Here is a 22,532-nt window from a genome sequence, read left to right on the forward strand (position 1 = left end):
CGACGCCGAGGCCGCGCTGGAGTCCTGCCGGGAAGCGTTCGGGGCCGGTGTGCTGCCGCTGTACCTGCCGCTGCGCGGTGCGGACGGCTCGGCCACCGGCCTGACCGGCGTGCTCACCGGGACGACGTCCGGCACCGGCTCGCCCCGGGAAGTCGAGCGGGAGCGGGCCGAGCTGATCGAGGCGATCATCGCCGAGAGCGAGGACGAGTCGCTGATGGAGCGCTACCTCGAAGGCGAGCACATCGACGAGCCCACGCTGATCGCGGACTTGGAGGCCGCGGTCTCCCGCGGCGGCCTGCACCCGGTGCTGCCGGTGTGCACCGCGACGGGAGTCGGCCTGCCGGAGCTGCTGGACGGCATCGTGCGCGGGTTCCCCTCTCCGCTCGAACACCCTCCCCCGGAGTTCACCGACCCGCGCGGGGCCCATCCGCGGCGGCTCGGACCGGACCCGTCCGGACCGCTGGCCGCCGAGGTCGTGCACACCGCGGTGGACGCCTACGTGGGCCGCGTGTCGCTGGCGCGGGTCTTCTCCGGCACGTTGCTCGCGGAACGGCCGGTGCACGTTTCCGGGCACGGCATGGCCGAGCGCGGCCACCCGGACCACGACGAGGACGAGCGGGTTGCGCACGTGTATTCGCCGCTGGGCTCGGGATTGCGCGAAGTGCCGCGGTGCGTGGCGGGTGATCTGTGCGCGTTGACGAAGGTCGGCTCGGCCGAAACGGGCGACACGCTGTCGGATCCGGCCGACCCGTTGCTGATGTCGCCGTGGCCGATGCCGGAACCACTGCTGCCCGTCGCGGTCACCGCACGCACCCGCAACGACGAGGATGCCTTGGCGCGCAACCTGAATCGGCTCGTCGCCGCGGACCCGAGCCTGCGCTTGGAGCGCGACACCGAAACGCACCAACTGGTGCTGTGGTGCATGGGCGAGGCGCACGCGGACGTGATGCTGCAACGGCTGCGCGAAGGCGGCGCGGAGGTCGACACCGAACCGGTGCGGGTGGCGCTGCGGCAGACCTTCGGGCAGGCGGCGAAGGGCCACGGCAAGCACGTGAAGCAGTCCGGCGGGCACGGCCAGTACGCGGTGTGCGACATCGAGGTCGAGCCGTTGCCGCGCGGCTCCGGCATCGAGTTCCTGGACCGCGTCGTGGGCGGTGCGATCCCCAAGCAGTTCATCACCAGCGTGGAGAAGGGCGTTCGCGCGCAGGTCGAGCGGGGGTTGGAAGAGGGCCGCCCGCTGGTCGACCTGCGGATCACGCTCGTCGACGGCAAAGCGCACAGCGTGGATTCCTCCGACGCCGCGTTCCAGACCGCCGGTTCGCTGGCGCTGCGCGCCGCCGCCGAGCAGGCCGGACTGGTCACGCTGGAGCCGGTGGACGCGGTCGCGGTCTACATCCCGGACGACCACTTGGGCGCGATCCTCGGCGATCTGTCCAGCCGCCGCGGGAAGGTCGTCGGCACCGAGCCGGAGGACACCGGCTGGACCGTGGTGCACGCGCACGTCCCGTCCAGCGAGCTGACCCGCTACACCATCAACGTCCGCTCGCTGAGTTCCGGCAGCGCGTCGTTCACCCGCCACTTCGAACGCTACGACCCGATGCCGACGCCTTGATCGGCGCGCGAGCACGCCCGGCGAATCGTGCGAGGTGCTAGTCCGCCGGATCGTCGGTTTCGGCTGTTTCCGCTGCTTCGGCGGGAGACGGCTCCGAACGGTCCGCGGCCGGTTGGACGTTGAGCTGGATCCGCGGATTGCCGGTGTAAGCGCGGGTCTGCTCCGGAGTCAGGTGGTCGGCGATCAAGCCCCACGGGACCTTGCCGCCAGCGGACGGGTAGCGCATCCAGACGGCGTACTCGCCGGCTTCGGTGAGCGGGAAGGTCACCGGCGGGGCGCTCGCGGCCGCGGTCTCCGACTCGGTTTTGGACCGGGTCTCGGCCTCGGCGATGTCCAGGTCCCAGAGCGCGGTCTTGCGCAGCACCTCGGCCGCCTCGGCGTCGATCCCGGACGCGAGCGGGAACCAGTCGAACGCTCCGTTCGCCCACGCCCAGATGTGCACGTCGAAACGCACGTCGTCCTGCACGGCCATTGAGCTGCCCACCTCCGGCTGATCGCCGCTGCTGAAACCGGTGCGAGCCTACGACAGCGAACCCAGGAAGCTCCCCCAGGCCGACCGGCCGAACAGCAACGCGCGAACGGCACTTCACGTGGTCCGGCAGCGAAGAAACTGGAGCGCGAGGGCGAGGCTCAAGCGCGCGCGGCGGTGGCGAGGCGCTGCACGACCGTGACGATCGAGAGCACCGCCAGCGCCCACACCGCGATGTCGAGCACGTACGGCACGCCAAGGCCGTGCAGTCCGGTGCCGATCAGGACGAACAGGAACCGCTCGGCCCGCTCGGCCAGCCCGCCGTTCGCGCGCAGCCCGTTCGCCTCCGCGCGGGCCTTCACGTACGAGATCACCTGCGCGCACACCAGGCACAGCAGCAGCCCCGCTCCGAGCGGCCGGTCGCCGTCGACCACCAGCGCCCACCACACCAGCGAGCCGAACAGCGCTCCGTCGGCGATCCGGTCGCAGCTGGCGTCGAGCACGCCGCCGAAGGTGCTGGCCTTGCCGCCCGCGCGGGCCATCGCGCCGTCGAGCACGTCGAACAGCAGGAAAACCGCGACCACGACGGTTCCGAGGAACAACCGGCCGCGGGGGAAGAACCACAGCGCGGAAGCGACGCTGGCGGAAGTCCCCAGCACCGTCACGACGTTCGGCGAGAGCCCCAGCCGGACGAGCCCGGCGCCGACCGGATCAGTCCACCGGGAAACCGAGCTCCGCGCGAATATGTTGAGCATCGCCTGTACTGCCGCTGCCTCGTCCACCGTGTCCATCGCACCGCCTGGTGCACTCCGAGATTAGCCGCCTTGATCGCAGCGGCGCGCAACCAGGCGGCCGCAGCGGCACCCGAAGTGATCGGCCGCACACCGGGAATGCCCGGGCCGCCATCGGCGTTGGGCCAACCGGAACGTACTCCGGATCCCCCCGAGGAGGACTCATGAGCTCTGCCGCCCAGATCCCCGGCTACGCCGTCGGCACCTACGACATCGACAGCGTGCACTCCGACGTCGAGTTCGCGCTGCGCCATCTCGGCGTCGGCCGGTCCCGCGGCCGGTTCGACGGCTTCCGCGGCGAGATCGTCATCGCGGAGAACCCGCTGGACTCCACGGTGACCGCGGACATCGACCCCGCCACGATCAACACCGGCAACGCCGACCGCGACGCGCACGTGCGCGGCAGCGACTTCCTCGACGTCGAAACCCACCCGAAGGCCGGGTTCCGCTCCACCGGCATCCGCCAGGACGGCGACGAGTACATCATCGACGGTGAGTTCACCCTGCACGGCGTGACCAAGCCGGTCGCGCTGCAGGCCGAGCTGGGCGGGTTCACCGACGACGGCCAGGGCGGGACGCTGCTGGGCATCTCGGCGGGCACCACGATCAACCGCGCCGACTTCGGCGTCGGCCCGGAAGGCGGCGCCATGCTGGGCGAGAAGGTCAAGATCACCCTGGAGATCGAGGCCAACCTCCGCTCCCAGTGAGCGGAAACCGCGGCGGCCGAGAACGCGGGGTGCGCTCTCGGCCGCCGCGAGCACCCGATGTCCGGTTCTGAACAGATTTGCCCGATTCTCAACAGATCGCCCGGTTCTGAACAGATTTGGAGTGCTTAGTGAGCAGGACAGTCCTCGTGACCGGTGGTGGTAGCGGACTGGGGCGCGCCATCGCGGCACGATTCGTCCAGGACTCCGACCGCGTCTACATCACCGGGCGCCGGACCGAGGTGCTGGAGCGCACCGCCCGCGAGCTCGGCGGCGATGCGCACGCGCTGCCGTGCGACGGGATCGACCCGGACGCCGTCGAAAGCGCGGTGGCGCGCATCGACGGCGAAGTGGACGTGCTGGTCAACAACGCGGGCGGGAACACCGACTTCCGCGAGCCGGCGGGCGGCGGGCTGAAGGGCAGCCTGCACCGCTGGCGGGCCAACATCGACGCGAACCTCATCACCGCTGCGCTGATGACCGAGGCCTGCGACGACAAGCTCGCGCGCGGTGGCGCCGTGGTGCACATCGGGTCGGTCGGAGCCGATCAGGGCAGCGGTGCGTACGGCAGCGCCAAGGCGGCGCTGGCGTCCTACAGCGTCGGCCTGTCCAAGCAGCTCGGGCCGCGCGACATCACGTCCAACGTGGTGGCTCCCGGGTACATCCCGGACACCGAGTTCTTCGGCAGCGGGGTCTCGCAGGAGCGCCACGACCACCTCATCTCGCTGACCGCGCTGGGACGGCACGGCTTTCCGGACGAGATCGCCGGGGCGGTGCACTTCCTCGCGTCCGCGGATGCGCGGTTCATCACCGGCCAGGTCATCAATCCGAACGGCGGCGCCCGCACCACGCGCTGATGCGCCGGAAAGCGAAAAGGCCGGGAACCCTCGTGCGCGTTCTCGGCCTTTCGCGTCAGTTCAGCAGTTCGCCGCTTCCGGAGTTCCAGGCGTCGGCCAGCAGCTTGCGGGTGTCGCCGAGCAGCTGCGGCAGAACCTTGGTGTGCCCGATGACCGGCATGAAGTTCGAGTCGCCGCCCCAGCGCGGCACCACGTGCTGGTGCAGGTGCGCAGCGATCCCCGCGCCGGCCACCGGACCCTGGTTGAGCCCGATGTTGAACCCGTGCGGCGCGGAAACCCCGCGGATCACCCGCATCGCCTGCTGGGTGAACGCCGCGACCGCGGCCGTCTCCTCGACGGTGAGATCCGTGTAGTCGGCGACGTGCCGGTACGGCAGCACCATCAGGTGCCCCGGGTTGTACGGGTACAGGTTCAGGATCGCGAAGACGAGCTCGTCACGGGCCACGATCAGCGTCTCGTCGTCCGGCAGGCCCGAATCGAGCAGCCCGCAGAACGGGCAACCCTCGCTGGCCTCGCCCGCCGGCTTGTTCTCGCCCTGGATGTAGGCCAGCCGGTGCGGCGTCCACAGCCGCTGCAGCGCGTCCGGGATACCGATGCCCTGCTGCTCGGAGAACTGGACACCGGTGTCGTCGAGCGAACCGGTGTCCTCGGGCGGACCACCTTCGCCGCGCGGGCCGCCCGCGGAAGTCTCGCCGCTCATCCCGGACTCGCTCACGCCAGCTCCGCCTGGAAGGTCTCCGCGGACGGTGAGGTGTTGTCCCGGCGATCCACCCAGCGGCTCAGCGCGGCCACCGCGTCGGCGACCGGCACCGCGTTGATCTGGGAGCCGTCGCGGAACCGGAACGAAACCGCGTCCGCTTCCACGTCCTTGCCGCCCGCCAGCAGCAGGAACGGCACCTTCTGCGTGGTGTGGGTGCGGATCTTCTTCTGCATCCGGTCGTCGCCGTGGTCCACCTCGGCGCGGATTCCCTTGGCGCGCAACGCCTTCACCACACCGTCCAGGTGCTCGGCGTGCTCGTCGGCGATCGGGATGCCCATCGCCTGCACCGGCGATAGCCACGCCGGGAACGCGCCCGCGTAGTGCTCGGTGAGCACGCCGAAGAACCGCTCGATCGAACCGAACAGCGCCCGGTGGATCTTGATCGGCCGCTGCTTGGAACCGTCCGGCGCGGTGAACTCCAGGTCGAACAGCTCGGGCAGGTGGTAGTCGACCTGGATGGTCGACATCTGCCAGCTGCGGCCCAGCGCGTCCTTGGCCTGCACGGAGATCTTCGGGCCGTAGAACGCCGCGCCGCCAGGGTCCGGCACCAGCTCCAGGCCGGAGGACTCGGCGGCTTCGCGCAGCGCCTCGGTGGCCACCCGCCAGCTCTCGTCGTCGCCGACGTACTTCTCCTCGTTGCGGGTGGACAGCTCCAGGTAGAAGTCCTCGAGGCCGTAGTCGCGCAGCAGGTCCAGCACGAACGTCAGCAGCGACTTCAGCTCGTCCTGCAACTGCTCGGGCATGCAGTAGATGTGCGCGTCGTCCTGGGTCATGCCGCGCACCCGGGTCAGGCCGTGCACCACACCGGACTTCTCGTAGCGGTACACCGAGCCGAACTCGAACAGCCGCAGCGGCAGCTCCCGGTAGGACCGGCCGCGGGAGCGGTAGATCAGGTTGTGGAACGGGCAGTTCATCGGCTTCAGGTAGTAGTCCTGGCCGGGCTTGCGGACCTCGCCGTTCTCGTCGCGTTCCTCGTCGAGGTGCATCGCCGGGAACATGCCGTCCTTGTACCAGCTCAAGTGCCCGGAGGTCTCGAACAGCGTGCTCTTGGTGATGTGCGGGCTGTTCACGAACTCGTAGCCGGCGGCCTCGTGCCTGCGCCGCGAGTAGTCCTCCAGCTCGCGGCGGATGATGCCGCCCTTGGGGTGGAACACCGGCAGGCCGGAACCGACCTCCTCCGGGAAGGAGAACAGGTCCAGCTCGGCGCCGAGCTTGCGGTGGTCGCGGCGCTCCGCCTCGGCCAGCCACTCCAGGTGCTCGGCCATGGCCTCCTTGGATTCCCACGCGGTGCCGTAGACCCGCTGCAACTGCCGGTTGCTCTGGTCACCGCGCCAGTAGGCGGCGGCGACGCGGGTGAGCCGGAACGCCGGGATGAACCGGGTGTGCGGCACGTGCGGGCCGCGGCAGAGGTCGCCCCAGACCACCTCGCCGTGCCGGTCGACGTTGTCGTAGACGGTCAGCTCGCCCGCGCCGACCTCCATGACCTCGCTGGTGTCCACCTCGTCGGCGGCGGACTTGAGGTCCACCAGCTCCAGCTTGTACGGCTCGGCGGCGAGCTCCTGCCTGGCGGCCTCGATCGAGTCCAGGCGGCGGCGGGAGAACTTCTGCCCGGACTTGATGATCTGCTTCATGCGCTTTTCCAGCGCCTGCACGTCGTCCGGGGTGAACGGGCGGTCCACGTCGAAGTCGTAGTAGAAGCCGTCCTTGACCGGCGGGCCGATGCCGAGCTTGGCGTCCGGGAACTGCTGCTGCACGGCCTGGGCGAGCACGTGCGCGGCGGAGTGCCGGATGACGCTGCGGCCTGCTTCGGTGTCGGCGGGGACCGCTTCGACTTCGACGTCGGATTCCGGCACCCATGCCAGATCCCGCAGCTCGCCGTCGGCGTCGCGGACCACGATGATCGCCTGCGGCCCCTGGGAAGGCAGGCCCGCTTCGAGTACGGCCGAACCGGCCGTAGTGCCCGCCGGGACCTTCACCCTGGCGACCTGCTGGGCTTCGGACGGCTGAACGGACACGATGACTCCTCGTCGCGGGGTTCGTCGGTTGCTGACGGGTGCGGCTGCGCGCGGTGACTCCGTCCGCCCGATGCTATCGGCTGCCCGCCACCCGGTTCGCGCCCCTGCCCGGCGCGGACGGCGCCGGTTTCGTCAGCGCAGACCGCTGTCGATGATCGCGGCTTCGATCTCCATCGCGGAGGCCAGTCCGCCTGTGCAGGGGCCGACCACGCCGTGCACGCCGAGCCGGTGCAGCCGGTTCGCCTGTTGTTTCGTGTGCACGCTGTTGGCGATCACCGGCAGGCCGAGCAGCTCGGCGGTGCCGACCAGGCTGCGCACCAGGTGCTCGTCCAGCGGATCCGGTCCGTCCGGCGCGGCGAAGCTGTCCAGGAACCCGCCGGACAGGCGCACCGCGCGCAACGGCAGACTGCGCAGCCGGGCGGCTTCGCGGGTGTCCCTGCCGAAGTCGTAGACCGCCAGCCGCAGCCCCATCTCGTCGAAGATCTCCAGCGCGTCCACCGGGTCGCCGTGCTGGTCGAACAGCGCGGCCTCGGGCACCCCGATGACCAGCTTGTCGGCGGGCAGCCCGGTCTCGCGCAGGATGCGCCGCATGTCGCCGACCAGTTCCGGGTCGTGCAGCTGCCGCGCGGACAGGCCCACGGCGGCCATCGGCGAGCGGTCGCCGAACCGCTCCCGCCAGTGCGCCGCGTGCGCGCAGACCCGCTCCAGCGCCCAGATGCCGAGCCGGGTGATCATCCCGGTCTCCTCGGCCAGCTCCAGGAAGTCCGCCGCGTCCAGCTCACCCAGCTCCGGGTGGTCCCAGCGCACGTGGGCCTCCACGCCGACGAGGTTGCCGCTGCCGACGTACTCCACCGGCCGGTACTCGATGTAGAGCTCTTCGTCGTCGAGCGCGCTCGGCATCGACGCCGACAGGCGGAACCGCCGCCGCGCGGCCGCGTTGTGCTCGGGGTCGAACAGCGCCCACTGCGCCCGGCCGTCGTTCTTCGCCCGGTACAGCGTGATGTCGGCGTCGGAGAGCAGTTCGTCCGGCCCGGTGTCGGTCACCGCGGTCTCCACCACGCCGACGCTGGCCGATGCGGTGAGCTGGTGGCCGCGGATGGAGACCGGCTCGGTGATCGCCGCCAGCAGCTGCTCGACCAGCTCCACCAGCCGGGCCGCGCCCCGCGAATCCTTCAGCAGCACCACGAACTCGTCGCCGCCCATCCGCGCGGCCAGCCCGTCCTCGGCCAGCACCATGACCTGCAACCGCTGGGCGACCGCGCGCAGCAGCTCGTCGCCTATCGGGTGGCCGAGGCTGTCGTTGATCGCCTTGAAGCCGTCCAGGTCGAAGTAGCACAGCCCGACCCGGCGCCCCGGGTGCGTCGGATCCAGCGCCTGGTCCAGCGTGGTCTTGAGCTGCGTGCGGTTCGCCAGTCCGGTCAGCGGGTCCAGGGTGGCCTGCCTGCGGAACTGCTCCTCGAGCATGTGCCGCTGGGTGATGTCCTCGTAGAGCACCACCTGGTAGTCCGGCTCGCCGTCGGAATCGCGCACCAGCGATGCGGACAACCGGGTCCAGATGTGCGCGCCGTCCGGGCCGCTGCACCGCGTCTCGGCCTGGAACCGGTCCACATCGCCCGCGGCCAGCGCGGCCACGTTCTCGGCCAGCTCCGGTAGCCACTTGCGGTCGACCAGGTCGAACACGCGGCGCCCGACCACTGCCTCGCACACCGACTCGAAGATGCGCTCCAGCGGGGAGTTGACCTCTTCGACGGTGCCGTCCAGCGCGACGATCGCGATGCCCAGCGCCGAAGAGGTGAACACCGCGCGGAACCGCGCCTCGCTCGCGCGCAGCGCCTCCTCGGCCGAGTCCCGTGCCTGCAGCACCGCCCGCTTGATGACTTCCTGCTCGTCCAAGGTCTGCTCGCGCAGTTGCCCCGCGTAGCCCGCGGCCACCGAACCCAGCACGAGCGGCGACCGGACGGGCCCTGTCGGCTGCCCGTCGAGGGGTTCCGGCAGCTGATCGCCGAGCATCCACAGCGTGCGCTCCAGCGCGGCCGGGTTGGTGAAGTGCACCCGCACCAGCCGCTCGCCCAGCTCCCCGGCGGCCGCGGCCACCGCGTCGGTGTCCGGTGCGGACAGCAGCGCGTCGAGATGTCCGGCCAGGAAGGACTCGATGTCGCTGCGCGCCAGCGGCACGTAGCTGGTCCGGATGATCTCGCGGGTCCAGCGGCGGACGAACTCGGCCCGTTCCGGGGAAGGGTTCACCTCGGGTCACCCGCGTTTCCGCGGCCGCTTCGCTTGCGCGCGACGACGCCGTGCATGAGCGATTCCTCCGGGCGCTCTGGATCGTCCTCAGTGGATTCCGGCGGCCATTCGGGGACGGGCACCAGGCCGGGCTCGACCGGTTCGAACCCGCCCAGCAGTCCGGTGAGTTCGGCGCGTCCGCGCGCGACCATTCCGGGCAAGCCGTCGAAGCGGATGGCGGTGATCCGCGCGGCCGATTCCGGCGCGACATCGGCGGCCAGGTGCGACAGGCACAGCAGGCTGCCCGGCGCGATCCGGTCGTAGTAGTCGCGCAGCGCCTTGTGCGGTTCCAGCTCGTCCGGGACGAACTCCAGCACCGAGGCCAGGATCAGGCCGATGGGCTCGCTGAACCGCAGCAGCCGGGTGACCGGCTCCGCGTGCAGCACCGACTGCACGTCGAGCAGGTCGGCGTGCACCGCGTCGGCGCGATCGTCGCCTTCCAGGATCGTGCGCCCGTGCGCCACGGCGACCGGATCGTTGTCCACGTAGACCACGCGCGCCCGCGGTTCGGCTTGCAGCGCGACCTCGTGGACGTTGCCGAGCGTGGGGATGCCGGAGCCGAGGTCCAGGAACTGCCGCACGCCTCGGCGCAGGCAGTAGTGCACCGCGCGATGCAGGAAGATCCGGTTGTGCCGGGCCAGGTGCCGCGCCCGCGGCTCCGCGTGCAGCAGCTTGCGCACCAGCGCGCGGTCGACGGCGAAGTTGTGCGCACCGCCGAGGCAGTAGTCGTAGCACCGCGCCACGCTGGGTCGTTCGAGGTCGGCACCCAGCCCTTCCGGCCGCTGGTGCATCGTGGCCTCCTGCTGACGGTTTCGGTGCAGGCGAACTCGCGGAAGTAGGTAGCGCCTGCTGCTGCGCTCGTTCCAAGCAACCTACGAAAGACGGTACTGCACAAGATCGTCATCGGGTACGCCCGGCAGCGCCGCTCGTGATCGTACTGTGACCCTCCGCGTTCGGTAACCCGCCGCCGTGCGGCTTGTGGACCGAACCGTGCAGCGGCGCCTATGAGGCTTCTCACCGTCCGTATACCGGGATCGGCGGTTAGGGCAACCTAAGCTGGAAGTGTCGGGCAGCGCCCGGCCCCGGCAGCGCCGCCGGCCGGCCGGAAGCGCGCCCGGACGCCGGGCGATCCCGGCGTGCGATTTCGGAATCCGAGCAGGAGGACTTGCATGACCCGCCCACTGCGAGTGGCGATCGTCGGGGCCGGACCAGCCGGTGTCTACGCCGCGGACATCCTGACGAAGTCCGAGACCCCAGTGGACATCGACCTGCTCGACCGGATGCCCGCGCCGTACGGGCTCATCCGGTACGGCGTGGCACCGGACCACCCGCGGATCAAGGGCATCGTCAACGCGCTGCGCCGGATCATGGAGAAGGACCAGATCCGGTTCCTCGGCGGCGTGAACTACGGCGAGGACGTCAAGCTCGACGAGCTGCGCAGGCACTACGACGCGGTGATCTTCTCGACCGGCGCGGACAAGGACCGGGACCTGAACATCCCCGGCATCGACCTGCCGCACAGCCACGGCGCCGCGGCGTTCGTCTACTGGTACGACGGCTACCCGGAGACCACGAGGGACTGGACGCTGGACGCCCGCGAGGTCGCCGTGATCGGCGCGGGCAACGTGGCGCTGGACGTGGCGCGGGTGCTGGCCAAGCAGGCCGACGATCTGCTGAGCACCGAGATCCCGGACAACGTCTACCAGGGACTGCGGGACTCCCAGGTCACCGACGTGCACCTCTACGCTCGCCGCGGTCCCGCGCAGGCCAAGTTCACCCCGCTGGAACTGCGCGAACTCGACCACCAGCCCGGCGTGGAACTGATCGTGCACCCGGAGGGCTTCGAGCTCGACGAGGGCAGCGAAGCCGCCATCCGGGACAACAACCAGACCAAGTCGATCGTGAAGACCTTCCAGGACTGGGCGCTGCGGGACCCGCGGTACGACACCCCGCGGCGGCTGCACTTCCACTTCCTGCGCGGACCCACCGAGGTGCTGGGCACCGACCGGGTCGAGGGGCTGCGCACCGAGGTCATGGAACTCGACGGCGCAGGCGGCGTGCGCGGCACCGGCGAGTTCGAGGACACGCCGGTGCAGGCGGTCTACCGGGCCGTCGGTTACCTGAGCACGCCGGTGGCCGACATCCCGTTCGACCACAACACCGGCACCGTGCCCAACGACGGCGGCCGGGTGCTGGACCTGGACGGCGAGCACATCACCGGCGTGTACACCACCGGCTGGATCAAGCGCGGGCCGGTCGGCCTGATCGGGCACACCAAGGGCGACGCCATGGAGACGATCAACAACCTGTTGGCCGACCTGGACACCATGCCCACCGCGGAGGACCCGAACCCGGACAGCGTGCTGCGGCTGCTCGACGACAACGGCGTCCGCTACACCACCTGGGACGGCTGGAAGCTGCTCGACGCGCACGAGCAGGCCCTCGGCGAAGCAGCCGGCCGCGAGCGGATCAAGGTCGTGCCGCGCGACGACATGATCCGCATCTCCCGCAGCGAGGACTGAGGCGCGGATTCGGACCGGCCCGTCGGCGTGCATCCGCCGGCGGGCCGGTTGCGCATTTCAGGACAGGTGCGGGAAAAACTGCTGCACCTGACAGTTGGAGCAAGCCGCCAGTGCACGGCTCCACTCCGAGGTCTCGGGCCAATCATCCGGCCTAGCACCCGGCACCCGGCTCTTCCTTCGGGCGTGCTGGAAGCGGTTCGCGTTCTTGCTCAACTTCTTCTGATACTCCCGGACCTGCGCGATCCTCGGATATACACAATTCGCGTGACTAGCTTCGTTCAACAGGTAATCGCCTCGTTCAGCGTGCATCTCCAGGAGCTCATCGATGAATTCGGCGACATTGGCGTGGCACCTCTCGGTGCACCCTGCATGCATCTTCTGGATCTTCCGCAACTGCTCGTCCAACAGATCGAAGTGCTTGAGCACCCCCCGCTTCTCGCGGTCCTCCCGCACGTTGCTGAGATCGGGCAAGTACCGCAGCCCGCGCGGCCCGACGACTTCGAACAGGTCTCCGATTATGGCCTCGAGCGTCTGCCGCGCCAAATTTCCAGCAGCGCTGCGCAACCAAATTCGGTTCTCGGCGTCCGCATTGCTCTGCAACAGAGCTTTCAGCCGGTCGGCATATTCTTGCGGCGATCGGGGCTTGATCAAAGACTGCGGGGTCGGCTCGATCTCACGGTCGAGTTCGGTGAACCACTGAGTGGTAAGCGGCCATCGAGCACCGTGATGTTTCCAGAGCGATCGCACCAACTGTTCGTCGTGGGTGAGCACCACGACCTGCCGGCCCGGTCCGTTCGGCGGACCGAGGAGGTCACCAATGCCCTCCCCGGCGAGCTTTTCGACGGTTGCCGCGTCGAGCATGTCGGTCGGATCGTCAATGATCACTGGCGCTCCGGACTGCTCCTGCTCCAGCGTCGCGAGGTGCACGGCCAGACCGAGCATGTCCAGCTGCGAGTCCGACAGGCGCCCGATCGCGGTCTGCTTGCCTTGGCCGACCAGCACGTTGAGTCTCGGCTTCTGAGCTCCGGGACTCACCTGCAGCCGGACCGAAGGTGTGTGGTCCGGGGCCAATCGGCGCAACCAGGAACTGATCGGCTCTGCGAGCGCCGTGAGCTTCGCCTCCAGCACCTCAGCACGGCGAGCTTTGAGGCGCTGGGCCGCGATCCTGAGATTCCGCGCGTCGACGTCCCGCTTGCGCCGCGCGTCAATGGCTTCCGCGATGGCGCGGGCGTTGTCCCGCCGCCACGTCGCCTTCGCAAGTTCGGCGTCCTTGCGGTCCCGGAGTAACTCCGAACGCAGGTGCTCGGCCGCGCGAGCATTCCTGTCAGCAACTTCGCGGAGGTCGACCAGCCGCCGCAGCGCCTCCACGACCGAACGCATCGAATCAGCAGAAGGTTCGCGTCCGGCTGTCTCGATTCTGTCCCACAACACCGTGCATTGCTGGTCCCAGGCCGTTTTGGAGGACCGCGCTTCGCCGTATGCGGCAGAGAAATTCCGGTCCTCCCCCGCGAACGACCGCACGGCTGCGTCGTCCCATTCCGGGAACCGCCATTCGAGGTACGGCCGGAACCCCTGAGCGAACCCTCGTGCTTCCTTCCGGAGAGCGCTGTCAGCCTCCTGGTACTCGCGCACGTCACGAACCGACTCCAGTAACCGGTGCACGGCGGCGATCCGGTCACTGGTCACGGTCGCGACGGTGCACGCCGGGCATGCCTCGCCCGCGATCGCGACCTCCGCGAAGGACTCGAGCAGACGCAGAGTGGCCTGATCGAGGGCTTCCGACAGACGCGGAACTTCACGGGACTCTTGGTCAGTGAGCCGTTGCACCAAATCTTCGAGCCCCGCTGCTGGGAGGACCTCAGGAGGCCGCGGGAGCGGCGCCTCCCAAGCCTCGGACAATCTCTCGCCGGGCCCGCGAGAATCCGGAGCGCACCGCGCGATGGCCTGCTGCGCGTTCCGCTCCACCAACTTCGCGATCTCCTCGACCGGAACCGCGCTCGTGCAGTCGTGCACTCCCTCGGCCCAGGTGACGGCGTCCTGCATGGCAGCTGACGGCAACGCTTCGACCGAACTGAGTTCCTTCCCCCGCTGGTCCAATGCTTTCTGAGCATCGCCCCAGACCTGGGCCAAGTCGCCCAGACCAGCTGCGTGGCCAAGGAGATCGGCTCGATCCGCCCCGGACAAGTTGATGACCTCTCGCAACCGGCGACGAGCAATCAGCTGCACCGGTGGTGCATCCGCTGCGGCCTGACCCCACGCTCCGTTCCAAACCGCTCGTCCCGGCTTTCCGTCCTGTATCCAGGATATTGATACATTCGGCTCGATGTCCGTCAATTTTCCGTCGACGTCAGAATAAGGGACATTGTTCTCGTCCTTGACCTCGCCCGCCGGACCGGCGGGTTGCGACGCGCGAGTTGTCACCCCTTTGGTAAGCAACTCGACGGCGTCGATGATGCTGGTCTTGCCGGTTCCGTTCTCCGCGTACAGGATCGTAAGACCCCGGGAAAGTTCCAGTTCCTGCTCCGCACCGAAAGACCGGATGCCCTGGACCCTAACCGACTCGACGTACCCGTTAAACGGGTGCTTCGACGGCCCCGCGGGAGGGATCGCAATGTGCTCGACGACCTCCTTGACCCGCTTTTCGGAGGCTTCGCCGAGCGATTCTATTTCCCGCTCGATCCGTTGCGCAAGCATTTTCGCGGACTCCATACCCCACCCAGAAATCGATCTCGTCATCCCGGCGACCGAGACCATACTTGCCCCTCTGGCGCCTACTCGCATTTCCCCATCTAGCCGAGCAGTTGGCATATTCCAACACGGGGAGTGCCGAAAACGCCCGAAAATCGGTCGATCAGCGCCTACGCTGGACTGAAACGGTGACGGAGCCCGTGATGGGGAAGGAGTCCGGCAACGCGGCGATACGAGCCGAAAGGGATTCCGTGGAATGCCAGGCGTTCGGGCCCATGCCGACCACGGCGGCCACTTCTTCGGCGGTGAGCCGCATGGCGAACTCGCACCGCCGGCTGCGCACCGGCTCGAAGTGGTCGCTGAGCTGATCCCGGAGCCGCTGCTGCTTGCGCTCGTCCACGGTGAGCAGGTCCAGTTCGGACACCAACTCGGCCAGGTGCCCGGAGTTCGGCGTGACCACCACGAGGTGCCCGCCCGGGCGCAGCACGCGGTGCGTCTCGACGGCGTTGCGCGGGGCGAACACGTTCAGCGCGGTGGCGAATGCGGCGTCGCGCACGGGCAAGGTCCGCCAAGCGTCGGCGAGCACGGCCGCGGCGCGCGGGTGGGCCTTCGCGGCCCGCCGGGAAGCGTACTTCGACACGTCCAGCGCCACGCCGATCTCGCCGGGCAGCACATCCAGCACTCGCCCGAGGTAGTGGCCGGTCCCGGCGCCGACGTCCAGCACCGGTCCGCCGGTGTGCGTCGCCGCGGTGACGTCGGCGAGTGCTTCTGCGATCGGTGCGTAGTGCCCGGAAGCGAGGAAACCGGCGCGTGCAGCCACCATCTCGGCGGTGTCGCCGGGTCCCGGTGCGCCCCGCCCACCCAGCAGGCTCACGTAGCCCTGTCTGGCCAGGTCGAACGAGTGGTTCGCCGGGCAGCGCAGCGTGCGCCCCGCTGGTTGCAGACCGCGCCCGCAATGCGGGCACGCCAACAGTCGTGCGACATCGTTGAACACCCTTTCCGCCTCCCCTGCGCAGCGATTCTAAGGAGCGGCCGGGGAGACCGGGGATTCCAGGCCCGGGGCGGAAGGTCGGGGAGCCGCTCGGTCGCCGGAGTTTCGGACGAGCCAGATCGCACGGAGTCGTGCGGGTCCAGGTCGGCAACGACTCGGCTGGTGGGGTGGGCAAGCGCAGGGGCCAGGCGTGCCGGATCGGCCGCCTGGGCACACTGCGGGTGAGCGTGCGGGCAGGGACCGGAAGGAGACCGCCGTGGGCGCGTGGTTCTGGGCGCCGGAGTACTGGCAGGCGCGGGCCGTCGTCTCGCACCTGCTGGCGGCGGTGTACCTGCTGGGCTTCGCCTCCGCGGTGCACCAGTTCCGGCCGCTGGCCGGCGAGCACGGCCTGACCCCGGTGCCGCGCTTTCTATCGGCGGTGGGTTTCCGCCGCGCGCCGAGCTTGTTCCACCTGCACTACTCCGACCGCTTTTTCGGCGTCGTCGCGTGGACCGGGATGGTGCTCAGCGGCGCGGCGCTGGTGGGCTTGGTCGGCCTGCTACCGGTGTGGGCCTGGATGCTCGTGTGGGCGGTGCTGTGGGCGTTGTACCTGTCGATCGTCAACGTCGGGCAGATCTGGTACGGCTTCGGCTGGGAGTCGCTGCTGCTGGAGGCCGGGTTCCTGGCGATCTTCCTGGGCCCTGCGCACACGACTCCCCCGGCACCGATCATGTGGCTGCTGTGCTGGCTGCTGTTCCGCGTCGAGTTCGGCGCCGGGCTGATCAAGATGCGCGGCGATCCGTGCTGGCGGGACCTGACCGCGCTGCACTACCACCACGAGACGCAGCCGATGCCCGGGCCGCTCAGCCGCCGGTTCCACCACCTGTCCCCGCGGCTGCACAAGGTGGAAGTGGTCGCCAACCACGCCTCGCAGCTGATCGTGCCGTTCGCGCTGTTCGCGCCGCAGCCGGGCGCCGATGTCGCGGCCGTGCTCATCGTGATCACTCAGGGCTGGCTGATGCTGAGCGGGAACTTCGCCTGGCTCAACCTGGTCACGATCACGCTCGCGTTCGCCGCGATGGACGGCGGATTGCTGCGCTGGCCCGCACCGCCGACCACGGATTCGCCGCTGTGGCACCAGATCGTCGTGCTGGCGGTGACCGCGGGGATGCTCGCGCTGAGCTACCAGCCGGTGCGCAACATGATCGGCCCGCACCAGGTGATGAACCGCAGCTTCAACAAGCTGCACCTGGGCAACACCTACGGCGCGTTCGGCAGCGTCACCCGCACCCGCTACGAGGTGGTGCTGGAGGGAACTTCCGACCGCACCGGGGAATCCGGTTGGCAGGAGTACGAATTCCGCGGCAAACCGGGAGATCCGCGGCGCAGACCGCGCCAGTTCGCGCCGTACCACCTGCGGCTGGACTGGCTGATGTGGTTCGTGGCGATCTCGCCCGGCTACGGACGCAGCTGGCTTCCCGGGCTGCTGCGGGCGATGCTGCGCAACGACCGGCACGCGCTGAAGTTGTTGCGGCACAACCCGTTCCCGGACGAACCTCCGGCGCTGGTGCGCGCGCGGCTGTTCCGCTACCGCTTCGCGAACCGGCAGGAACGCCGCGAGGGTGCGTGGTGGGTGCGCACCCCCGTCAGCGAACTCGTCCCGGCGGTGTCGCTCGACGAACTCACACCGGCCTGAATCACCACGCGGGCCGCAGCGGCATCCGCGCATCGGTGTCGTCGAGGCGCACTCCGAGCATCTGGTGCAGCTGGATGTTGTTCTTCTCGAAGCCCAGCCGGGAAGCGGCCATGTACAGCCGCCAGATCCGCGCCCGCGCGGGCCCCACCTCGCGCACCGCTTCGTCCCAGTGCGCCTCCAGGTTCGCGCACCAGTCCCGGAGGGTCAGCGCGTAGTGCTCCCGGAGGTTCTCCTCGTGCCGGACCTCGAAGCCGTTGTCGTGCATGGCCGACATCAGCGTGCCCGGCCCCTCCAGCTCACCGTCCGGGAAAACGTAGCGGCCGATGAACTTGCCCGGCTTGGTCTTGCGGGTCCCGTCGGGCCGGGTGATGCAGTGGTTGAGCAGCCGTCCGCCCGGCTGCAGCTTGTCCCGCAGCGAGGAGAAGTAGGCGGGCAGTTCAGCGCGGCCGATGTGCTCGGTCAGCCCGATCGAGCTGACCGCGTCGAACCCCGTCTCCGGCACGTCCCGGTAGTCCAGGTAGCGGACTTCGGCCAGATCCGCGAGCCCGCTGTCCACAATGGCCTTCTGCGCCCATTGCGCCTGCTGCTGCGACAGCGTCACGCCCAGCGCCCGCACGCCGTAGTGCTTGGCGGCGTGCATCACCATGCCGCCCCAGCCGCAGCCGATGTCCAGCAGCCGCATTCCCTCGCGCAGCCCCAGTTTCCGCGCGACCAGGTCGTGCTTGGTGAACTGCGCCTGCTCCAAAGTGGAGGCCGCGTCCGGGTAGACCGCGCAGGTGTAGGCCATCGACGGGCCGAGCACCCACTCGTAGAAGCGGTTCGACACGTCGTAGTGGTAGGAGACCGACTTGCTGTCGCGGGCCTTCGAGTGCCGCAGCCCGCGCGGGCGGTACTCCTGCTCCGGTGGGCGCACCGGCCACCAGAAACGCCGCGCGGCGAGCCTGGCGCCGACTTCGAGCTTGGTGCGGGCCGAGACCGCCTGCAGCGCGATGGCCGGGAACCGGGAAAGCGCGGTGTACATGTCGCCGTGCACTTCCAACGCCCCGGTGATGTAGGCGCGGGCGAGCCCCAGCTCGTCCGGTGCGGCCGCCAAGTGCGAGAACGCCAGCGGGGAACGGACCTGCACGCCGACGTCGGCTCCGGCTCGTCCCGCTCGGCTGCCATCGTAGGCGCGGAACTCCACGTCGAGACCGTCGCCCAGAATGCGCGGGAACACCTCTGCCAGACCCATTTCCGGTTCTCCTCCCTGCCGACCCTACGGCTTGCCCACGCACTTCTCGTACAGACCGGGCAACCGGCCGTCCGGGTCGTAGCGCTGTTTCAGTTGTTCGTAGGCGGGACGGTTGTAGAGCCGCCAGAACTCGTCCTCGTCGTAGTAGGAGTCCGAGTACAGCGACTTGTGCCCGTCGATCCGGCTCACGAAGTCCTCGATCGCGCGGTTGTAGTCGCCCAGCCGCTCCCCCGGCCGCAGTTGCACCGCCGACCAGAAGCCCACGTTCACGTAGAGCGTGTCCGGATCCATCGGGTACAGCGGCCAGCCCTGCCGGTCGCGCAGCTGCACCGGGCACAGCCACACCGGGGCGATGCCGATCTCGCGGTGGAAGAACTCCAGGAACTCCGCGAGCCGATCGACCGGGATCTCCACGTCCTGGATCACCGGCTCGCTGCCCGCGCCGCCGCGCGCACGCGCGAGCCGGTCGCTGAAACCCACTCGGCGGTCCCACGCCACGATGCGCCGGTATACGTCCGAACGCCGGTACTTGCGCGGCCACAGCCGCCGCACCGCCGGATGTTGCACACCGAAAGCACGGGAGCACCAGAACCAGTCGGTGTCCCAGCGCCACAAGTAGTCATGCGTGCGCAGATGGTCCGTCTGGTGCTCGCGCAGCGAGCGGTAGTAGACGGCTTGACCGGTGTAATCGCTCGTCACCGGTGCTTCCGGGACGTAGGTGCCGATCGATAGGTACTGCTCGTCGGCGGCGAAGACCGTGCCGTCGAGGAAATCGACGCGGTGACCCTCGAACTCGCCGTCGCGGCAGATCTCGGCGATGGCGGCCGCGCATTCCTCGGCGGTCGAGAACCGGACGTGGCGGACCCGCACGTACGGTTCGGTCCGCTCGATCTCGACCTGCAGCCGCAGGGCGTAGCCGAGGGTTCCGTAGGAGTTCGGGAAACCGCGGAAAAGATCGGCGTGCTCGTTGTCCGGGCGGGCCACCACGACTTCACCGCTGCCGGTGAGGATCTCCATCTCCCGCACGGACTCGTGCGGCAGCCCGTTGCGGAAGGAAGTGGCCTCGATGCCGAGACCGGCCACCGCACCGCCGAGCGTGATCGTCTTGAGCTGCGGGATCACCAGCGGCATGTGCCCGGTCGGCAGGTGCGCGTCGACGACGGTTTCGTAGGTCGCCATGCCCTGCACCTGCGCGGTGCCGTCCGCCGGATCGACCGAGAGCACGCGGTTCATCCGGCCCACGTCGAGCCCGGGAGCGGTCGAGTCGCCGCGGAACCGGAAGAGGTTCGAGGTCGGCTTCGCCAGCCGCACCGGCTCCCCCGGAGGAATCCTGGCGTAGCTGCCGACCAGGGCGGCGACCTCCTCGGAATGGCTGGAAACGGCTCCCGAGGTACCCGGATCGACTCCCATGGCTCCCGACTTTATTGCGCGGACGGGGCAGCGGCATCCCACTTCCGGCGACTCGTCGCGCGGAGTTGTTCGGCCGCCCGGTCAAATCGGGCGGAACCGCCCGGTCGCGCCCGTCGGGGACCACTCGGGCACCAATGCGTGAACGCGAATGACTCCGCAGGTCAGCCACCCTGGATCACCCGTTGAGCGCAGCACCGGATAGCCTCTGTTGCACATGATTTCCAACAAGCCGAGCGATCTTGATCACATCGGCCGCGCGGAGGTGACATGCACGCATCGCAACAACCCACGGTCGACCGGCGGCGCACGGTCGGTGATGATCCGGCAGCGCCAGGTCTCCGGCGCGGAGCGGCCGGCTACGAGATCCGGCCCGCCCGCCGCTCGGACGCCGACGGGGCCCGGTCGGTCATGCTGGACACCTTCTACGAGGTCTTCGGGCACGGCTACAGCCCCAAGTGGCATCACGACGTGATCGACATGTCCGCCACGTACTTCGACCACCCGCGGCAGGCGCTGTTCGTGGCGGCCCGCGGCGACGAAGTGGTGGGCACCGCCGCGGTCCGCGCCGACGGCCCGAAAAGCCCGCCGCATCCGGCGTGGCTCGCGGAGCGCTACCCGTCCGGCAGCACCGCCCAGATCTTCCGGGTTTACGTCCGGCCGGAGCACCGGCGGCACGGGCTGGCGCGCGGACTGGTCGAAACGGCCTGCCGATTCGTCGCCGACACCCCCGGCTACGAGCGGATCTACTTGCACACCAACGCAGGCATCGACGGCGCGGAGCCGTTCTGGCGAGGCATCGCCGACGAGATCTTCGACGGGCGGACCGACCCGGCGCACAGTCCCGCGGTGCACTTCGAGATTCCGATCGGGCGGTTCTGAATGCCTGTCGCCGCTGCGTCTCCCGGCGACCACTCCGCCCCAGGACCGGCCAGCGGCCCGGCGAGCCGTGGGTGGGGTATGCCCACCCACGGCCACGGGAGTCAACGCTTCGGCACGACACCCGCGTAGGTCAGGAAGTCGGCGATGCCGAACTCGCTGCCCGCTCCGCCGATGTTGGGTTCCCAGCGCGGGAACACCGACAGGTACGACGCCGGGTCGGCTTGCAGGATGCCGATCAGCGTCTCGGCCACGATGCGTCCGCCCACGGGACCGAGCTGGCGGCCCCCGTGCAGCACCTCCGCCTCCTTGAGCAGGTAGTACCAGAGGTAGATCGGGCCCTCGCTGTCCAGTTCCTCGTCGGTCAGCGGGATCTCGCCGATCTTGCGTGCGATGTCCTGGCCCGACGGCAACTCCTGAGCTTCGCTGCGCAGCAGGTTGCGCACCACCAGCGAACCGAGCTGCGAGGGCAGGGCGCCCTCGCGGGCACCGGGCACCGCCCGCACCGGCAGGTCCAGCAGCCGGCGGTTGAGCTTGGCCTCCAGCCGCTTCGCCTTCGCCGCCTCGATCTCCGGGTCGATCTGGAAGAAGTACCGCCAGTCCACCGCGTGCTCCGGGCGCACCGGGCCGCCGCGCAGATCACTGCGCGGTTGCTCGTCGGCCTCCGGGTCGAGCGGGAAGAGGTCGGCCGCGAACTCCGCGTTGACCTGGTAGCGCGAGCGAATGGTGGAGTGCCCGAAGCGGTATCCGGCCACCGCGAACTCCACCGGGATGAACGGCTGCTCGCCGGGGTCGTAGAAGCGCAGGCCGTTCTCGGTGATGTCCTCGATGAGGTCGGTCCCGACGATCTGCGGCAGGAATTGCCGGTGCAGAATCCACTGGTAGTGCCAGCGGGTCACCTGCTGGGCCTTGCGCAGGAGATCACCGTAGTAGTCCTCGAGCGCGAGCAGATCGTCCAGCTTGGCGCCTTCCACGTCATCCGGCGGGTCCGCGGGCTGCGCCGGGAAACCGGCCCCGAGGACGTCGGTGATCTGACCGGACCGCAGGTCATCGACGACCCTGTTGTGGAACTTGATGACCGCGAGGTGGAATTGCGCGATCAGCAGGTTCTCGTCGTTGCGCGGATCGCCGATCAACGCGATGTCGTTGCCGGTGCGCGCGAAGTCGTGTCCGCCGGGATCGAGTGCCAGCTTGGTGCCCTTGGATTCCGGGTCGTACAGGTACTCATTGACGACCGGCCCGCCGCCGTAGACGTTGTCCAGGTCCAGCCGCGGTGGCCGGAAGTTGCGCAGTGCCTTCGGATCGACCTCCTGCCCGAGCATGCTGGTCGGGTCGAAGGTGACGTTGTGATCGACGAACTGGCCGAAGTAGGTGAATCCCGAGTCGAGCACGGTGCTGAGCTGTTCCTCGGTGGTTTCCCCGCCGTCGACCTTGCCACCGGGCAGGCCGAATTCCTCGGCTTTCGCCAGCCCGGTTGCTTCCCGCGGCGCAACCGTGGGGAACATCCGGCCGAACCGGCCACCGGCCGCTTCGCTGCCCGGCTGCACGTATTGCCCACGATTCTGCTGACCGTGCGATGCCATTGCTCGAACCCCCTGTTGTGAATGCGTGCTGGTGCCGAAAATCGGACCCCGGGCACTCGTGCGCA

Annotated in this window: 17 protein-coding genes; 6 read left to right on the forward strand and 11 right to left on the reverse strand. The window is 69.3% G+C overall.

What is annotated here, in order from left to right:
* The coding region (locus IJH84_RS15590; RefSeq protein WP_295145704.1) for an elongation factor G at nt 1-1,612 on the forward strand (1,612 nt) is incomplete at its 5' end.
* A 37-nt stretch (nt 1,613-1,649) separates the two neighbouring features.
* Here IJH84_RS15590 and IJH84_RS15595 read toward each other — a convergent pair.
* On the reverse strand, nt 1,650-2,084 hold the full coding sequence (locus tag IJH84_RS15595; RefSeq protein ID WP_295145706.1) for a hypothetical protein: 435 nt from the start codon (nt 2,082-2,084) through the stop codon (nt 1,650-1,652).
* A gap of 158 nt (nt 2,085-2,242) precedes the next feature.
* Complete coding sequence (pgsA, locus tag IJH84_RS15600; protein WP_295145744.1) at nt 2,243-2,836, reverse strand: phosphatidylinositol phosphate synthase; 594 nt, start codon at nt 2,834-2,836, stop codon at nt 2,243-2,245.
* Between the two features lie 200 nt (nt 2,837-3,036).
* On the opposite strand from pgsA, the gene IJH84_RS15605 reads away from it, so the two are divergent.
* Both IJH84_RS15605 and IJH84_RS15610 read left to right on the forward strand, forming a co-directional pair.
* Nucleotides 3,037-3,579 carry a YceI family protein gene (locus IJH84_RS15605; protein ID WP_295145708.1) on the forward strand — a complete coding sequence of 181 codons (543 nt, stop codon included), beginning with the start codon at nt 3,037-3,039 and terminating at the stop codon, nt 3,577-3,579.
* 128 nt (nt 3,580-3,707) lie between these two features.
* Complete coding sequence (locus tag IJH84_RS15610; protein WP_295145710.1) at nt 3,708-4,433, forward strand: SDR family NAD(P)-dependent oxidoreductase; 726 nt, start codon at nt 3,708-3,710, stop codon at nt 4,431-4,433.
* 55 nt (nt 4,434-4,488) lie between these two features.
* Here IJH84_RS15610 and IJH84_RS15615 read toward each other — a convergent pair whose 3' ends face one another.
* From IJH84_RS15615 to IJH84_RS15630, 4 genes are all read right to left on the reverse strand, one after another.
* A complete protein-coding gene (locus tag IJH84_RS15615) occupies nt 4,489-5,148 on the reverse strand; it encodes an HIT domain-containing protein (protein WP_295145712.1) in 660 nt (219 codons plus the stop codon).
* Nucleotides 5,145-7,169 carry a threonine--tRNA ligase gene (thrS, locus tag IJH84_RS15620; RefSeq protein ID WP_200069936.1) on the reverse strand — a complete coding sequence of 675 codons (2,025 nt, stop codon included), beginning with the start codon at nt 7,167-7,169 and terminating at the stop codon, nt 5,145-5,147. Before thrS ends, IJH84_RS15615 begins: the two co-directional genes overlap by 4 nt.
* A gap of 171 nt (nt 7,170-7,340) precedes the next feature.
* A complete protein-coding gene (locus IJH84_RS15625) occupies nt 7,341-9,452 on the reverse strand; it encodes an EAL domain-containing protein (protein ID WP_295145714.1) in 2,112 nt (703 codons plus the stop codon).
* Entirely contained in the window at nt 9,449-10,282 is an 834-nt protein-coding gene (locus tag IJH84_RS15630; RefSeq protein ID WP_200069850.1) for an SAM-dependent methyltransferase, read from the reverse strand. Before IJH84_RS15630 ends, IJH84_RS15625 begins: the two co-directional genes overlap by 4 nt.
* 378 nt (nt 10,283-10,660) lie before the next feature.
* On the opposite strand from IJH84_RS15630, the gene IJH84_RS15635 reads away from it, so the two are divergent.
* Nucleotides 10,661-12,013 carry an FAD-dependent oxidoreductase gene (locus IJH84_RS15635; protein WP_200069851.1) on the forward strand — a complete coding sequence of 451 codons (1,353 nt, stop codon included), beginning with the start codon at nt 10,661-10,663 and terminating at the stop codon, nt 12,011-12,013.
* 57 nt (nt 12,014-12,070) lie between these two features.
* Here the strand turns inward: IJH84_RS15635 and IJH84_RS15640 are convergent, their stop codons facing one another.
* Both IJH84_RS15640 and IJH84_RS15645 read right to left on the reverse strand, forming a co-directional pair.
* Nucleotides 12,071-14,722, reverse strand: coding sequence for an AAA family ATPase (locus IJH84_RS15640; protein ID WP_295145717.1), 2,652 nt, complete (start codon nt 14,720-14,722; stop codon nt 12,071-12,073).
* A 142-nt stretch (nt 14,723-14,864) separates the two neighbouring features.
* Nucleotides 14,865-15,695 (reverse strand): putative RNA methyltransferase, encoded by an 831-nt coding sequence (locus IJH84_RS15645; RefSeq protein ID WP_295145719.1) that lies wholly within the window; start codon nt 15,693-15,695, stop codon nt 14,865-14,867.
* A gap of 253 nt (nt 15,696-15,948) precedes the next feature.
* On the opposite strand from IJH84_RS15645, the gene IJH84_RS15650 reads away from it, so the two are divergent.
* On the forward strand, nt 15,949-17,367 hold the full coding sequence (locus IJH84_RS15650; RefSeq protein ID WP_295145721.1) for a lipase maturation factor family protein: 1,419 nt from the start codon (nt 15,949-15,951) through the stop codon (nt 17,365-17,367).
* A 1-nt stretch (nt 17,368) separates the two neighbouring features.
* Here the strand turns inward: IJH84_RS15650 and IJH84_RS15655 are convergent, their stop codons facing one another.
* Nucleotides 17,369-18,598 carry a cyclopropane-fatty-acyl-phospholipid synthase family protein gene (locus IJH84_RS15655; RefSeq protein ID WP_200069855.1) on the reverse strand — a complete coding sequence of 410 codons (1,230 nt, stop codon included), beginning with the start codon at nt 18,596-18,598 and terminating at the stop codon, nt 17,369-17,371.
* Between the two features lie 24 nt (nt 18,599-18,622).
* Nucleotides 18,623-20,008, reverse strand: a complete 1,386-nt coding sequence (locus IJH84_RS15660; RefSeq protein WP_295145724.1) for an FAD-binding oxidoreductase — start codon at nt 20,006-20,008, stop codon at nt 18,623-18,625.
* Nucleotides 20,009-20,275: 267 nt separating this feature from the next.
* Between IJH84_RS15660 and IJH84_RS15665 the strand changes: the two genes are divergently transcribed.
* Nucleotides 20,276-20,887 (forward strand): GNAT family N-acetyltransferase, encoded by a 612-nt coding sequence (locus IJH84_RS15665; RefSeq protein ID WP_295145726.1) that lies wholly within the window; start codon nt 20,276-20,278, stop codon nt 20,885-20,887.
* Between the two features lie 101 nt (nt 20,888-20,988).
* Here the strand turns inward: IJH84_RS15665 and IJH84_RS15670 are convergent, their stop codons facing one another.
* Nucleotides 20,989-22,467 carry a heme peroxidase family protein gene (locus IJH84_RS15670; RefSeq protein ID WP_295145728.1) on the reverse strand — a complete coding sequence of 493 codons (1,479 nt, stop codon included), beginning with the start codon at nt 22,465-22,467 and terminating at the stop codon, nt 20,989-20,991.
* Nucleotides 22,468-22,532 lie beyond the last annotated feature (65 nt).

Origin of the sequence: Saccharopolyspora sp., assembly GCF_017434145.1 — a bacterium.
Taxonomy (GTDB): domain Bacteria; phylum Actinomycetota; class Actinomycetes; order Mycobacteriales; family Pseudonocardiaceae; genus Saccharopolyspora_C; species Saccharopolyspora_C galaxeae.